We start from the raw sequence: 13,923 nt of genomic DNA, 5'->3' as shown, positions 1-13,923 counted from the left end.
CCGCGTGCCAGCGCCTCGACATCCAGCGGCTGGGCGTATTTGCGGTCGATGCGGTCGCGCACGCGGCGTGCACATGTCGGCAGGGCACCTGAGCCGGCAATTCAAGGCTGCCTATGGCGAATCGCCCTACAGCTACCTGATGACGCGCCGCATCGAACGCGCGATGGCGCTGTTGCGACGTGGCGACCTGAGCGTCACCGAGGTCAGCCTGGAGGTCGGCTGCGCCTCGCTGGGCACCTTCAGCACGCGCTTCCACGAACTGGTGGGCATGTCGCCGGGCGCGTACCGCCAGCAGCACGCCCCGGCCATCGCCGGGCTGCCGGCCTGCGTGGCCAAGGCGGTGACTCGACCGGTCAGGAATCGAGAAGCGGCCAAGGCGGTGCCTTCCCTAGACTGCGCGTCCACCTGACACGGAACCACGCCATGGACCTCAGCATCCACTCCACCTTCCTGCCGCACAACGACGCCGACGCCGCGCTGGCGTTCTACCGCGACTTGCTCGGCTTCGAGGTGCGCAACGATGTCGCGCACGGCGAGCTGCGCTGGATCACCGTGGGCCACCCGGCGCAGCCGGGCACCTCGCTGGTGCTGTACCCGCCGGGCATTGGCCAGGGCATCACCGACGCCGAGCGCCGCACCATCGCCGAGATGATGGCCAAGGGCAGCTACGGGATCATGGTGCTGTCCACCGGCGATCTCGACGCGACCTTCGAGCGCCTGCAGGCGGGCGGGGCGGAGATCGCGCAGGAGCCGACCGTGCAGCCCTACGGCGTGCGCGACTGCGCGGTGCGTGACCCCGCGGGGAACATGGTGCGGATACAGGCGCGTGCGGCCTGAGCGCAGGCTTTTGACGGCACGGGGCCTGCAGCGCATGGCTGCAGGCCTGTCGGCATGCCTGCTGGCAGGCTGCGGCCTCTGGATGAGCAAGGTGTCGGTGCACAATGCCGGCCTGGTGCCGCTCGAGCATGTCGAGGTGCGCCTCGGCGGGCAGCGCATTGCCTTCGGTGCGCTGGAAGCGGGCGCGACTTCCTCGCAATACTTCAATGCGATCACCGACTCGGGCGGCGAGGCCAGCTATCGCCTGCAAGGCGAGGCGCATGACCGGGATTGCCGCAGCGACGATATCTATCTGACCAACGGCATGACGACGCATGTGCGGCTGGATATCAACGGTGCGGCGTGTCGCTTCACCGAAGTAGACAGATAAATCGCCGGGCGGGATATTCGCCCTTACTGGGTCGGCAGGAGGGAGCGCCGGATGCTGATGAGCCACGTGCAGGCCTTCACCACCCTGCGTTGATCCGGCGCGCAGGGAGGGGCGGGTCAGCCCGCCGCCAACCCCGGCACCAACGCCACCACCACCGCTTCCAGCTGCGCCCGCCGCCATTGCCCCAACCCGGCCGGCCACGCGCCGTGCTCCAGCAGGCTTTCCAGGTGCTTGCGCGAGGCCAGCACGCCATCGGGCAGGCCGAGCTCTCGGCTGCGTTCGGCCACGGCTTCCTGCAGCTTCTTCAGCGTCTGCTTGTGCTCGTCGCCGTTGTTGCTGGCCAGCGGCGCGTCGACCTCGTCGGCCAGCGGCGTGTTGAGCACCTGCCAGACCTGCGCGGTCAGCTTGCGCGGCGCCTTCGGGAAACGCTCGAACAGCTTCGACAGCGCCGCCTGGTCGGCCGGCGGCGTGCGCGCGATGGTGACCGCCAGTTCGTTGTCCAGGATCCAGCTCTTCGGGCGGTCGCTCTGCCGCGCGGTCTGCTCGCGCCAGCGCAGCAGCCGCAGCAGCCGCAGCTGGCCATCGGCCTCCAGGAACTGCGCGCTGCGCAGGGACAGGTGCGGCCAGCGCTCGCCATCGTCGCGCTCCACCGAGGCCAGCAGGCGCTCGGCATCCTCGGCCAGCCATGCGCGGCGGTCCAGTTCGCCGAGCTTGGCGTCGAGCGCGTCGTGCAGCGCGAACAGGTAGCGCACGTCGTCGGCGGCGTATTCCAGCTGCGCGTCGGAGAGCGGGCGGCGCAGCCAGTCCGAGCGCGTCTCGCCCTTGGGCAGCAGCGTGCCGGTGATCTCGTTCACCAGCTTCTGGTAGCCCATGCCGGCGCCGGTGCCGGCGAGCGCGGCGGCCATCTGGGTGTCGAACAGCGGGCGCGGCAGCACGCCGCACGCCACCTTGAACGTCACCAGGTCCTCGCTGGCGCTGTGCATCACTTTCAGGATGTCCGGCGCGGTGAGCCACGGCTTGAGCGCTTCGGCCATGCCGGGGATCAACGGGTCGATCAGCAGGATCTCCTCGCCGACGGCCATCTGCACCAGCGCCAGCTGCGGCCAGTAGGTGCGTTCGCGGATGAACTCGGTGTCCAGGCCGATGCGCGCGGGGCGCGCCTGCAGGCGGGTGGCGAGTTCGTCGGGGTGGGTGATCCAGTGCGGCACGGGGGGACTTCGATACGGCGCTGCATTGCGCGGGCCGTGCAGGATAGCCTAACGTCGCCGGCGACCGGCGCGAGGCGGGCATCTTCAGGAGGCAGGGCGCATGGGCAGGTGGGGTGTGACGATGGCGGTACTGGCGGCGGCATTGGCCGCGTGCGCGCCGGCGTCCGATCCGCAGTCCGCCGCGCCTGCGCCCGCCAGCGCGGACCCGCCCGCCGCGGCGCCCGCGCAACCGCGCGTCACCATCGGCGAGGCCGGCGGCGACACCGTGCAGCGCTGGCAGGCGCCGGCGGTGGACCTGGGCGAGGAGAAGGCCGCCAGCGTGCGCGAGCGCGCGGCGCGTGCCCTCAAGGAAGACCGGCTGTTCGAACAGGCCGACGCGGCCATTCCGCTGTACCTGGCGCTGCTGCAACGCGATCCGCAGGATCGGCTGGCCAAGCAGGGCCTGCAGCAGGCGCAGCGCCGCTTGCTGCAGGACGGCCACGCGCTGCTCGCGCAGACCGAGCGCCAGGGCGATGCGCTGGATCGTGCGCGCGCGCTGGCGATCGTGGCGCTCACGCTGTCGCCCGAAGACACGCGCGTGCGCGAGTTCCAGGCCGACGTGGAGCGCGCGCAGCGCCTGCTGGGCTTCAACCGCGCCGGCGAGGACGACCTGCGCAACGACCGCATCGGCGAGGAGGGCAACGGGGCGATCGGCAATTTCCGCGAGGCGCTCAAGCTCGCCCCGGAGAACAGCCGCGCGCACCAGGGCCTGGCGGCGGCGGAGAGCGCGTTGATCGGCCGCGCCGAGGCCGCGGCGGCCGCCTCCGATTTCCAGGCCGCCACGCGATGGCTGGCGAGCGCGGCCAAGCTGCGTGATCGCGCGCCCAGCGTGGACGATGCGCGCGCGCGCGTGGAGGCCGTGCGCCATGCGCGCATCGGCGCGCTGCACGACGCGGCGCTGCGCGACCTCACCACCCCGGCGGGGCTCAAGCCGGCCGGCGAGAAGCTGGCCGAGGTGCTGCGCATCGCCGCGCCGGGCGATGCGGTGGCCGCCGCGCTGCGCGTGCGCCTGGAGCTGGCCACGCACTACGGCAGCTTCCGCCCGCGCCAGGTGTTCACCGACGCGATGCAGGACGGCGGCCGTGGCCCGCAGATGATCGTGGTGCCGCACGGCGCGTTCCGCATGGGGGCGGGCGACAACGAGCCCGGCGCGTCGGACAACGAGCGCCCGGCGCACTACGTGCGCTTCGCGCGCGGCTTCGCGATGTCGATCACCACGGTGACGGTGGACGAGTTCCGGCAGTTCGTGGAATCGGCCAACGCGCGGCCGCGGGCGACGCGGCGCGGGCATTCCATCGTCTACGACGAACGCAGCGGCAACTTCGCCCGCCGCAGCGGGGTGGACTGGCAGTCGGACTACAACGGCGCGCGCGCCGCGCCGAACAGTCCGGTGATGCACGTCAGCGTGCGCGATGCGGAGGCTTACGCGAAGTGGCTTTCCGAGCAGACCGGCCGGCACTACCGCCTGCCGACCGAGGCCGAGTTCGAGTACGCGCTGCGCGCCGGCAGCCAGGGCCGTTATCCGTGGGGCGATGCAGGCACGCCGCCGGAAGGCGCGGGCAATTTCACCGGCGGCAACGACGTCTCGCCGAGCGGGCGGCACTGGAACAACGCCTTTGTCGGCTACGGCGACGGCTTCTGGGGCCCTGCGCCGGTGGCGAGCTTCCGCGCCAACGCCTGGGGCCTGTGGGACCTGGGTGGCAATCTCAGCGAATGGGTGGGCGACTGCTGGCACGCCAGCTATCGGCGCGCCCCGGCCGACGGCGCGGCCTGGTTCAACCCGGGCTGCCGGCAGCGGGTGATCCGCGGCGGCAGCTGGGCCAATTCGCCGCAGCAGACCCGCGCGGCCTGGCGGCTGTCACAGGACTCGGACACGACCAGTGCCAGGATCGGCTTCCGCCTGGTGCGCGGAATATGAGTTCATTGTCCCGGTAACCCCCGGCAGCGGCCGGAACAGGAAGGCAGACGATGCGCAACGACCCGTTCAACGACCGCCAGCAGGCACGCGGCGCGCGCCGTCCCGGCCTGTTCGGCAACGTGCGCTGGTGGGTGCTGATCGCCTTCGCCGGGTACGCGGCCTACTACTGGTTCTCCAACCGCAGCGAAGACCCCTACACCGGCGAGAAGGTGCTGATCGACAGCTCGCTCGGCGTGGAGGAAGAAAAGGCGATGGGCCTGCAGGCCTATCAGGAGATCCTCTCGCAGGAACGCCCGCTGGATCCCAACGCGCAGGCCTCCCAGCAGGTGCGCGCCATCGCGCAGCGGCTGATCGCCAAGGTGGACCCGGTGGAAACCGCGCTGGCCGCCGAACACGGCATGCAGCCCAACCACCTGTCGCGCGGTTTCGAGTGGGACGTCAACGTGATTCCCTCCGACCAGGCCAATGCGTTCTGCCTGCCGGGCGGCAAGATGGCGGTGTACACCGGCCTGTTCCCGGTGGCGCAGAACGCCGACGCGATGGCGGTGGTGATGGGCCACGAGATCGCCCACGCGCTGCTGCGCCACGGCGCGCAGCGCATGGCGCAGCAGAAGCTCACGCAGATCGGCCAGATGGCCGGCGCGGCCAGTGGCATGGACATGCAGCAACAGCAGATGGTGATGGCCGCGATGGGCTACGGCTACCTGCTGCCGTATGCGCGCGGCCACGAAACGCAGGCCGACGAGGTGGGGCTGATGCTGGCGGCCGCGGCCTGCTTCGATCCGCGCGCGGCGATCCCGCTGTGGGAGCGCATGGAACAGAACAGCGGCGGTCAGTCGCCGCCGGAGTTCAGCTCCACCCATCCCAACCCGGGCACGCGCATCCAGAACCTGCAGGCGCTGATGCCCAAGGCGCTGGAGTACCGCCAGCGCTTCTGTCCGGAAGGCCCGCCGCTGAAATAGGCGGGGTGGGGCGGGTCAGTCCTCGCGCGCTTCCACGCGCACCGCGATGACGCCATCGGCTACGCGCGCGTCCAGGCGTTCGCCCGGCGCGACCTCTTCGGCCGACCGCACCACGCGCCCGTCGGCATGGCTGACGATGGCGTAGCCACGCGCGACCGTCGCCAGCGGGCTCACCGCTTCGAGCGAGCGCGCCAGCGACTGCAGGCGCAGGGTGTCGTGGCGCAGGCGCGCGGCCATCGGTGGTTGCAGGCGCAGCGCGGCCAGGCGCTGGCGCAGCGTGGCGAGCTGGCGCGCCGGGTCGTGCGCGCGCAGCTGGGCATGGGCCTGGCGCAGGCGCGCCTGCAGGCGGTCCAGGCGTGCGCGCATCTGCGCGGCGAGGTGGCGCGCGGCGTCTTCCTGCCGGCGCTGCAGCAGTTGCAGGCGCGCACGCGGCGATTGCGCATCCAGGCGCAGGCCGGCCCGGTCGGCGCGTTGCATGCGCTGGTGCAGGCCATGGCGCTGCGCGCCGAGCAGCTGCGAAGCGGCGCGGCGCAGGCGCGCGACAAGTTCGCGCTGGTCGGGTACCAGCAGCTCGGCGGCGACCGACGGCGTGGGCGCGCGCAGGTCGGCGGCGAAATCGGCCAGGGTGAAGTCGGTTTCGTGACCCACCGCCGAGACCACCGGCGTGGCCGAGGCGGCGATGGTGCGGGCGAGCTGTTCGTCGTTGAACGCCCACAGGTCTTCCAGCGAGCCGCCGCCGCGGGTGACCAGGATGACGTCGTAGCGGCCGCTGGCATCGGCGGCGCGCAGCAGCGCGGCGATCTGCGCGGCGGCGGTATCGCCCTGCACCAGCGAGGGCAGCAGGTCCACCTCCAGCAGCGGGAAGCGGCGCGCCAGCACGCTCAGCACGTCGCGCACGGCCGCGCCGCTGGGCGAGGTGATCACCGCCAGGCGACGCACGTGAGCCGGCAGCTCGCGCTTGCGCGCGGCGTCGAACAGCCCTTCGGCGGCCAGGCGCGCGCGCAGTTCCTCGAACGCGCGGCGCAAGGCGCCTTCGCCGGCTTCTTCGAGGTGTTCGAGCACCATCTGGTAGTCACCGCGCGCTTCGTACAGCGTGAGGCGCCCACGCGCGAGCACGCGCAGGCCTTCGCGCGGCTGGAATTTTAGCCACTGGCTCTTCTGCCGGAACATCGCGCAGCGCACCTGCGCGCGGGCGTCCTTCAAGGTGAAATACAGATGCCCGGAAGCGGGGCGGGTGACGTTGCCGAGTTCGCCCTCCACCCAGACCTGCGGAAAGCTGCCCTCGAGCAGGTCGCGCGCCAGCGTGTTGAGCTGGCTGGGGGTGAGGATTTCGTCTTCGCGGGCAGGCATGGCGAGGATTATCGCTGATCGGGCGCGCGAGGGCGCTTCACTGTGCGTGTTGCGCCAGCGCCCACGCCACGTGCTCGCGCACCAGCGCCGAGGCGTGCTCACGGCGCGAGGCCAGTGCGGCCAGGACGTCCGGCGTGGTCGGCGCATTGCCCAGCGCCACGGCGATATTGCGCAGCCAGCGCTCGTGGCCGCTGCGGCGGATCGGGCTGCCCTCGGTGCGGCGCAGGAATTCGTCCTCCTCCCACGCGAACAGCTGCGGCAGGGTGGCGGTATCCAGGTCGTTGCGCGCGCGGAAATCCGCCTCGTCCGTGCGCTGGGCGAACTTGTTCCAGGGGCAGACGAGCTGGCAATCGTCGCAGCCGTAGATGCGGTTGCCCATCGGCTTGCGGAATTCCTCGGGAATCGCGCCGTCGTGCTCGATGGTCAGGTAGGAGATGCAGCGCCGCGCATCCAGCCGGTGCGGGGCGACGATCGCGCCGGTCGGGCAGATGTCGATGCAGCGCACGCAGCTGCCGCAGTGCGCGGTGGCCGGGGTATCCACCGGCAGCGGCAGGTCGAGGTAGATCTCGCCGAGGAAGAACCACGAGCCGCCCTGCTTGTCGATCAGGCAGGTGTGCTTGCCGATCCAGCCCAGTCCGGCGTTGCGCGCGAGGGCGCGCTCCAGCACCGGGGCCGAATCGACGAACACGCGGAAGCCGAACGGCCCGACTTCGGCCTGCAGGCGCTCGGCGAGCTTCTGCAGGCGGTGGCGCATCAGCTTGTGGTAGTCGCGGCCCAAGGCGTAGCGGGCGACATACGCGCGCTCGCCGTCGTCCAGCGTGGCCCAGGCGGCCTCGTCGTCGCGGCGGCCGTAGTCCATGCCCACCGACAGCACCCGCAGCGTGCCCGGCACCAGTTCGGCCGGGCGCGCGCGCTTGCTGCCGTGCTGCGCCATCCAGTGCATCGTGCCGTACAGGCCTTCGGCCAGCCAGTCGCGCAGGTGCGCTTCGTCCTCGCCCAGGTCGATGCCGCTGATGCCGCAGCGCTGGAAGCCGGCTTCGCGCGCCAGCACGCGCACGCGCGTGGCCAGGGCGGCAAGCGCGGCGGGCGCCAGGGCAGGGGCGGGGACGGCGGACATGGGCGCAAGTATAGAATCCCGGCCATGTACGCCCCCCTCCTGCTCCATGACACCGCCTCGGCGCGCATGATCGATGCGCAGGCCACGCAGCTGCTGGGCGGCGACCCCTACGTGCTGATGCAGCGCGCCGGCCTGGCCGCCTGGGAGCTGCTGCAGCAGCGCTGGCCGCAGGCACGCCGCATCGCGGTGGTATGCGGCACCGGCAACAACGGCGGCGATGGCTACGTGCTGGCGCGGCTGGCGAAGCTGGCCGGCCGGCAGGTGCGCGTGGTGCATCGCGAAGGTGGCGGCCCGGTGTCGGAACTGGCGCAGCGGGCCTGCACCGACTATCTCGCCCGCGGCGGTCGCATCGAACTGTTTCCCTGCGCGCTGGATGGCGAGGACGTCATCGTCGACGCGTTGTTCGGCATCGGGCTCAACCGCCCGCCGGAAGCCGATACCGCCGCGATGATCGAGGCGGTCAACCGCAGCGGCGTGCCGGTGCTGGCGCTGGACGTGCCCAGCGGCGTGGATGCCGAACATGGCGCGCGCCCCGGCGTGGCGATCCGCGCGCAAATCACGTTGCAGTTCATCGTCGCGCACCTGGGGCTGCATACCGGCGATGCGCTGGAGCAGGTCGGCGAGCGCGTGCTCGCCACGCTGGACGTGCCGGCCTCGGCCGTCGAGGCACTCGCCCCACGCGCCGAATCGTGGGCCGCCGCCGCGCTCGGCGCGACGCTGCGCCCGCGCCGTCGCAATACCCACAAGGGCGAATCCGGCCGCGTGCTGTGCATCGGCGGCAACGAAGGCAGCGGCGGGGCCATCATGCTGAGCGCCGAGGCCGCGCTGCGCAGCGGTGCCGGGTTGGTCGGCGTGGCCACGCGCGCACGCCACGTCGCGCCGCTGCTGGCGCGCTGCCCGGAAGTGATGGCGCGCGCGGTGGAAGACGGCGCGGTGCTGCCCCCCTTGCTGCGGCAGTCGGACGTGGTCGCCATCGGTCCGGGCCTGGGCCAGGACGACTGGGCGCGCGTGCTGTGGCAGATGACGATGGACGCACCGGGCGCCAAGGTGATCGACGCCGACGCGCTCAACCTGCTCGCCACCACGCCGCGCCGTTTCGATGCGGATGTCGTGCTGACGCCACATCCGGGCGAGGCCGCGCGCCTGCTCGGCATGTCCAATGCGCAGGTGCAGCGCGACCGCCTCGCCGCGGCCGAATCGCTGGCGGCGAATTTCAACGCGGTGGTGGTGCTGAAAGGCGCCGGGACGATCGTCTCCGCGCCGGGGCGCATGCCGAGGATGATCGACGCGGGCAACCCCGGCATGGCCGTCGGCGGCATGGGCGACCTGCTCACCGGCGTGATCGCCTCGCTGCGCGCGCAGGGACACGACGCCTTCGAAGCCGCCACGCTCGGCGCGCTGCTGCATTCGGCCGCCGCCGACGAAGCGGCGCTGGAAGGCGAGCGCGGCCTGTTGCCGACGGATCTGTTGCCGGCGCTGCGGCGCCTGGCCAATGCGGGAGACTGGAATGAAGCTTGAAGGGTGGCTGCCGGATGCCGAGGCAACCGAACGTCTTGGCCAGGCATTGGCGCGCACGCGGCCCACGCAGGCGCTGGCGCAGTTGCACGGTGACCTGGGCGCCGGCAAATCCACGCTGGCGCGCGCGCTGCTGCGCGCACTCGGCGTGCAGGGCGCGATCCGCAGCCCGACGTACACGCTGATCGAGCGCTATCCGCTCGACGACGGCGAAGCCTGGCACCTGGATCTGTATCGCATCGGCCACGCCGAAGAACTCGACTTCCTCGGCCTGGACGAAGGCGACGTGCGCCTGTGGCTGGTGGAATGGCCCGAACGTGGCGAGGGCGCGCTGCCGCCGGCCGACCTGAAGGTCGAACTGGCGGTGGACGGGCAGGGGCGTCGGTATGCGCTGTCGGGGCTCAGCGAAGCCGGCCGCGGCTGGCTGTCCCGTTTGGCCGCCGAGGGTTAGTTACGGGGGCTTCCTGCCGGGGGTTAGCAGGAAAGTCACCCAGGTGGCGGATTATTAAGGGAAAAAGGTATTGCATTCTGGCCGGGGCGGTGATTGAATCCGTGCCATGTCCTCGGCGATCCGTTCCCTGGTTGTCCGTCTGTTGGTCAGCGCCCTTGGCTTGGCCGGGTGCGCGCACGCGTTCGCGGGCGAAATCCAGGCGGTGTCGCTCAGTGCCGGCAGCACCGGCACGCGCGCCGAGATCCGCCTGGCCGGTGCCGGCGGCTACAAGACCATCTCGCTGGCCGGCCCGAACCGGCTGGTCGTCGACTTCCCCGATTCCAGCGCCGTGCGCGGCCTCAAGCTGCCGGCCGCCGCTGGCGTGGTCACCGCCGTGCGTACCGGCCAGCCGGAGCCGGGCACCTTCCGCGTCGTGTTCGATCTCGCCAACCAGGTCAGTGCGTTCAAGCCGCAGCTCGACAAGGGCAATGGCGATGCGCGCCTGGTGATCGAATGGCCGGGCGAATACGCCGCCAGCGCGCCAGCCGCCGCCCCGCCTGCCGTGGCCGCCGCGGCGGCCACGCCGCGCGCCGCGGAGAACACCCCCGCCGACGCCGCCCCGGTGCCGAGCGCCCAGGCCCGCGAGGATGCCGCGCGCGCCACCGCCGCGCTCACCGCCGCCGTGGTGCAGAAGGCCAATGGCCCGACGCCGGAGCCGGTGCCGCGCAGGTGCCGCCGGCCGCCACCGCGCCGACGACCTCGCCGCAGGCCATTCTCAACGGCGCCACCGTGCCGGTAGCCGTCGTCGGTGCCGCGGCCTCCGCGCCCGCCGCCGCCACGCCCGTGGTGGCCGCGCCGGCCACGGCGATCGCCGCCAGCGCCGCGCTCTCGCCGGGTGACGACGCGCCGCCGCCGCGTCCGGCCATGCCCAGCGACGCCTCGCGCATCAAGATGAAGGCGGGCATGCGTCCGCTGGTGGTCGCCATCGACCCGGGCCATGGTGGCCAGGATCCGGGCGCCATCGGCCCGACCGGCAAGCGCGAGAAGGACGTCACCCTGGCGGTGGCGCGCGAGCTGGCGCGCCAGGTCAACGCCACGCCGGGCCTGAAGGCGTACCTCACCCGCGACACCGACGTGTTCATCCCGCTGCCGATGCGCGCCAAGAAGGCGCGCGCGGCCGGCGCGGACATCTTCATCTCCATCCACGCCGACGCCGCGGAAAACCGCAACGCCAGCGGCTCGTCGGTGTTCGTGCTGTCCACCAAGGGCGCCTCCTCGCAGCGCGCCCGCTGGCTGGCCGACAAGGAAAACGCGGCCGACCTGGTCGGCGGCGTGCGCCTGCAGCAGACCGAGAACACGCTGGCCAACGTCCTGCTGGACCTGGCGCAGAGCGGCCACATGAAGGCCTCCGAGGACGCGGCCGGCCACGTACTGACCGGCCTGAAGGACATCGGCAACAACCACAAGCCGGAGCTGGAGCGGGCGAACTTCGCCGTGCTGCGCACCTCCGACATGCCGGCGATGCTGGTCGAGACGGCCTTCATTTCCAATCCGGCCGAAGAACGCCGCCTCACCGATCCGGCGTACCAGCGCAAGCTGGCCGGCGCGGTGCTCGATGGCGTCAATACGTTCTTCACCCGCCAGCCGCCGCCGGGCACGCTGTACGCGGCGCGCGCGCAGGCGGAAATGGATGCAGCGGCCGGCACCGTGGCCGGCGGCAGCCGCTGAAGCTCGGCTATCATCTGCGCTGTCTCGATGAAGACGGCGCCCCGCGGCGCCGAACGCCGTGCCCCTGATCGCCCCGCAGCTTCTTTTCCCACGCCAATCCGCCCGGTGGACGCCATGACGATCCGCCAGTTGCCGGACATCCTGGTCAACCAGATCGCCGCCGGCGAGGTGGTCGAACGGCCCGCCTCGGTGGTCAAGGAACTGGTCGAGAACGCCATCGACGCCGGCGCGCGGCGCGTGGACATCGAACTGGAAGAAGGTGGCGTGCGGCTGATCCGCATCCGCGACGACGGCGGCGGCATCGCGCCGGAAGAACTGCCGCTGGCGGTGTCGCGCCATGCCACCAGCAAGATCGCCTCGCTCGACGACCTCGAAGCGGTGGCCACGCTCGGTTTCCGCGGCGAAGCGCTGCCTTCGATCGCCTCGGTCAGCCGCTTCACCCTGGTCTCGCGCCAGGCCGACGCCGAGCATGGCTCGGCGCTGCAGGTCGATGGCGGCCGCGTGGGCGAGGTGCAGCCGCGTGCGCATGCGCCGGGCACCACGGTCGAAGTGCGCGAGCTGTTCTACAACGTGCCGGCGCGGCGCAAGTTCCTGCGCGCCGAGCGCACCGAGCTGGGCCACATCGAGGAGTGGCTGCGTTCGCTGGCGCTGGCGCGGCCGGACATCGAATTGCGCGTGTCGCACAACGGCAAGCCCTCGCGGCGCTATCGCCCGGGCGACCTGTATTCGGATGCGCGCCTGGGCGAAACGCTGGGTGACGACTTCGCCCGCCAGTCGCTGCGCGTGGACCACAGCGGCGCCGGGTTGCGCCTGCATGGCTGGATCTCGCAGCCGCACTATTCGCGCGCCAGCGCCGACCAGCAGTACCTGTACGTCAACGGCCGTTCGGTGCGCGACCGCAGCGTCGCCCACGCGGTGAAGATGGCCTATGGCGACGTCCTCTACCACGGCCGCCAGCCGGCCTACGTGCTGTTCCTGGAGCTTGACCCCACCCGCGTGGACGTCAACGTGCACCCGGCCAAGCACGAGGTGCGCTTCCGCGATTCGCGGCTGATCCACGACTTCGTCTACCGCACGCTGCAGGACGCGCTCGCGCAGACCCGCGCCGGCGCGGCCGCCACGCAGCCGGCAACGATGTCCACGCTGGCGCCGGGCGGCACGCCACCGGCCGCGGCGATGGGGCTTTCGAGCGGCGAGGGCGGTTTTCGCGATTGGCGGCCGGCGCAATCGCCACTGGGCCTGCGCGTGGACGAGGCGCCGGGTGCCTACGCGGCGCTGTATGGCGCGTCGGGCGGCACCTCGCTGAGCCAGCCGATGGCACCGTTGCCCGCGATGCCGGTCGACCCCGCCGGCCTGCCGCAGACCTCGGCCGAGGCCGGCGTGCCGCCGCTGGGCTACGCCATCGCGCAGCTGCATGGCATCTACATCCTGGCCGAGAACGCCGAAGGCCTGATCGTGGTGGACATGCATGCCGCCCACGAACGCATCGGCTACGAACGGCTCAAGGGCGCGCATGACGGCATCGGCCTGCACGCGCAGCCACTGCTGGTGCCGATCACGCTGATGGTCGGCGAGCGCGAGGCCGACGTGGCCGAACGCGAGGCCGACACGCTGGCTGCGCTCGGTTTCGAAGTCACCCGCGCCGGGCCGCAATCGCTGCATGTGCGCAGCATTCCCGCGTTGCTGGCGCAGGCCGAGCCCGAAGCGTTGCTGCGCGATGTACTCTCGGACCTGCGCGAACACGGGCAGACGCGTCGCGTCGCCGGTGCCCGCGACGAACTGCTCTCCACCATGGCCTGCCATGGCGCGGTGCGGGCGAACCGGCGGCTCACGCTGCCGGAAATGAACGCCTTGCTGCGCGACATGGAAGCCACCGAGCGTTCGGGGCAGTGCAACCACGGCCGCCCGACCTGGGCGCGCTTTTCGCTGGCGGAAATCGATCGTTGGTTCTTACGGGGGCGTTGATGAGTGTGCGTAACTGGGGAAAGTGGAGCTGGCTGCTCGCCTTGGCGTGGCTGGCCGGCTGTGGGGGCGGCGATGGCCAGCAGGCGCCCAGGCGCGCGGCGCAGGAAAAGCCGGTGGCGTCCGATCCGCAGTTCCTGGCCGACAACCAGGTCTGGCGCGACGAGCGCCTGGCCGAGCTGCGCAAGCCCGATGGCTGGACCACGCTGGTCGGCCTGCACTGGCTGGAACTGAAGGCGCACTACGTCGGCAGCGGCAGCACCAGCGGCATCCGCCTGGCGGTGGGGCCGGAGAAGATGGGCATGATCCAGGTGGTCGGCGACCAGGTCTGGTTCGTGCCGGAGAAAGGCGTGCCGCTCACCGTGGACGGCCAGCCGCTCACCGGCAAGATTCGCTTCTTCAGCGACCACGATGAAACCCCGACGACGATCGGCTTCGACGACGGCAAGGGCCTGGTGACGCTGATCCAGCGCGGCGATCGCCGCGC

General features: G+C 71.7%; 11 protein-coding genes and 2 pseudogenes. 10 read left to right on the top strand and 3 right to left on the bottom strand.

Features of this window, described 5'->3' with window-relative positions; translation table 11 throughout:
- The first annotated feature begins 4 nt into the window (after positions 1-4).
- The 3 genes from ARC20_RS11085 to ARC20_RS11075 are packed head-to-tail and all read left to right on the top strand — an operon-like array spanning position 5 to position 1,207.
- Positions 5-409, top strand: a complete 405-nt coding sequence (locus ARC20_RS11085; RefSeq protein ID WP_081418153.1) for a helix-turn-helix domain-containing protein — start codon at positions 5-7, stop codon at positions 407-409.
- Positions 410-423: 14 nt separating this feature from the next.
- Positions 424-837, top strand: coding sequence for a VOC family protein (locus ARC20_RS11080; protein ID WP_057647058.1), 414 nt, complete (start codon positions 424-426; stop codon positions 835-837).
- 34 nt (positions 838-871) lie between these two features.
- Positions 872-1,207, top strand: a complete 336-nt coding sequence (locus ARC20_RS11075; RefSeq protein ID WP_146165826.1) for a hypothetical protein — start codon at positions 872-874, stop codon at positions 1,205-1,207.
- Between the two features lie 116 nt (positions 1,208-1,323).
- Here ARC20_RS11075 and rnd read toward each other — a convergent pair whose 3' ends face one another.
- Positions 1,324-2,415 carry a ribonuclease D gene (gene rnd / locus ARC20_RS11070; protein WP_057647055.1) on the bottom strand — a complete coding sequence of 364 codons (1,092 nt, stop codon included), beginning with the start codon at positions 2,413-2,415 and terminating at the stop codon, positions 1,324-1,326.
- Between the two features lie 100 nt (positions 2,416-2,515).
- On the opposite strand from rnd, the gene ARC20_RS11065 reads away from it, so the two are divergent.
- Both ARC20_RS11065 and ARC20_RS11060 read left to right on the top strand, forming a co-directional pair.
- On the top strand, positions 2,516-4,372 hold the full coding sequence (locus ARC20_RS11065) for a formylglycine-generating enzyme family protein (protein ID WP_081418152.1): 1,857 nt from the start codon (positions 2,516-2,518) through the stop codon (positions 4,370-4,372).
- Positions 4,373-4,422: 50 nt separating this feature from the next.
- Complete coding sequence (locus ARC20_RS11060; protein WP_057647051.1) at positions 4,423-5,334, top strand: M48 family metallopeptidase; 912 nt, start codon at positions 4,423-4,425, stop codon at positions 5,332-5,334.
- A gap of 15 nt (positions 5,335-5,349) precedes the next feature.
- Here ARC20_RS11060 and xseA read toward each other — a convergent pair whose 3' ends face one another.
- A complete protein-coding gene (xseA, locus tag ARC20_RS11055; protein WP_057647049.1) occupies positions 5,350-6,684 on the bottom strand; it encodes an exodeoxyribonuclease VII large subunit in 1,335 nt (444 codons plus the stop codon).
- A 37-nt stretch (positions 6,685-6,721) separates the two neighbouring features.
- Positions 6,722-7,801, bottom strand: a complete 1,080-nt coding sequence (gene queG / locus ARC20_RS11050; protein ID WP_057647048.1) for a tRNA epoxyqueuosine(34) reductase QueG — start codon at positions 7,799-7,801, stop codon at positions 6,722-6,724.
- A 24-nt stretch (positions 7,802-7,825) separates the two neighbouring features.
- Here queG and ARC20_RS11045 point away from each other — a divergent pair, with 24 nt between their 5' ends.
- From ARC20_RS11045 to ARC20_RS11025, 5 genes and pseudogenes are all read left to right on the top strand, one after another.
- Complete coding sequence (locus ARC20_RS11045) at positions 7,826-9,319, top strand: bifunctional ADP-dependent NAD(P)H-hydrate dehydratase/NAD(P)H-hydrate epimerase (protein ID WP_057647046.1); 1,494 nt, start codon at positions 7,826-7,828, stop codon at positions 9,317-9,319.
- Positions 9,309-9,767 (top strand): tRNA (adenosine(37)-N6)-threonylcarbamoyltransferase complex ATPase subunit type 1 TsaE, encoded by a 459-nt coding sequence (tsaE, locus tag ARC20_RS11040; protein ID WP_057647044.1) that lies wholly within the window; start codon positions 9,309-9,311, stop codon positions 9,765-9,767. Before ARC20_RS11045 ends, tsaE begins: the two co-directional genes overlap by 11 nt.
- A gap of 106 nt (positions 9,768-9,873) precedes the next feature.
- Positions 9,874-11,474: pseudogene (locus ARC20_RS11035) on the top strand (N-acetylmuramoyl-L-alanine amidase).
- Positions 11,475-11,588: 114 nt separating this feature from the next.
- The gene (gene mutL / locus ARC20_RS11030; protein ID WP_057647061.1) at positions 11,589-13,439 is read left to right on the top strand and encodes a DNA mismatch repair endonuclease MutL; all 1,851 of its coding nucleotides are present in this window, start codon (positions 11,589-11,591) and stop codon (positions 13,437-13,439) included.
- Positions 13,439-13,923 (top strand): annotated as a pseudogene (locus tag ARC20_RS11025) (DUF1684 domain-containing protein); the annotation flags it as partial. The gene mutL and the pseudogene ARC20_RS11025, both read left to right, overlap by 1 nt.

The organism is Stenotrophomonas panacihumi, from assembly GCF_001431645.1.
Lineage (GTDB): Bacteria > Pseudomonadota > Gammaproteobacteria > Xanthomonadales > Xanthomonadaceae > Stenotrophomonas_A > Stenotrophomonas_A panacihumi.
Note: the sequence above shows the minus strand (reverse complement) of the source record. Positions and strands in the feature narration are given on the sequence as shown.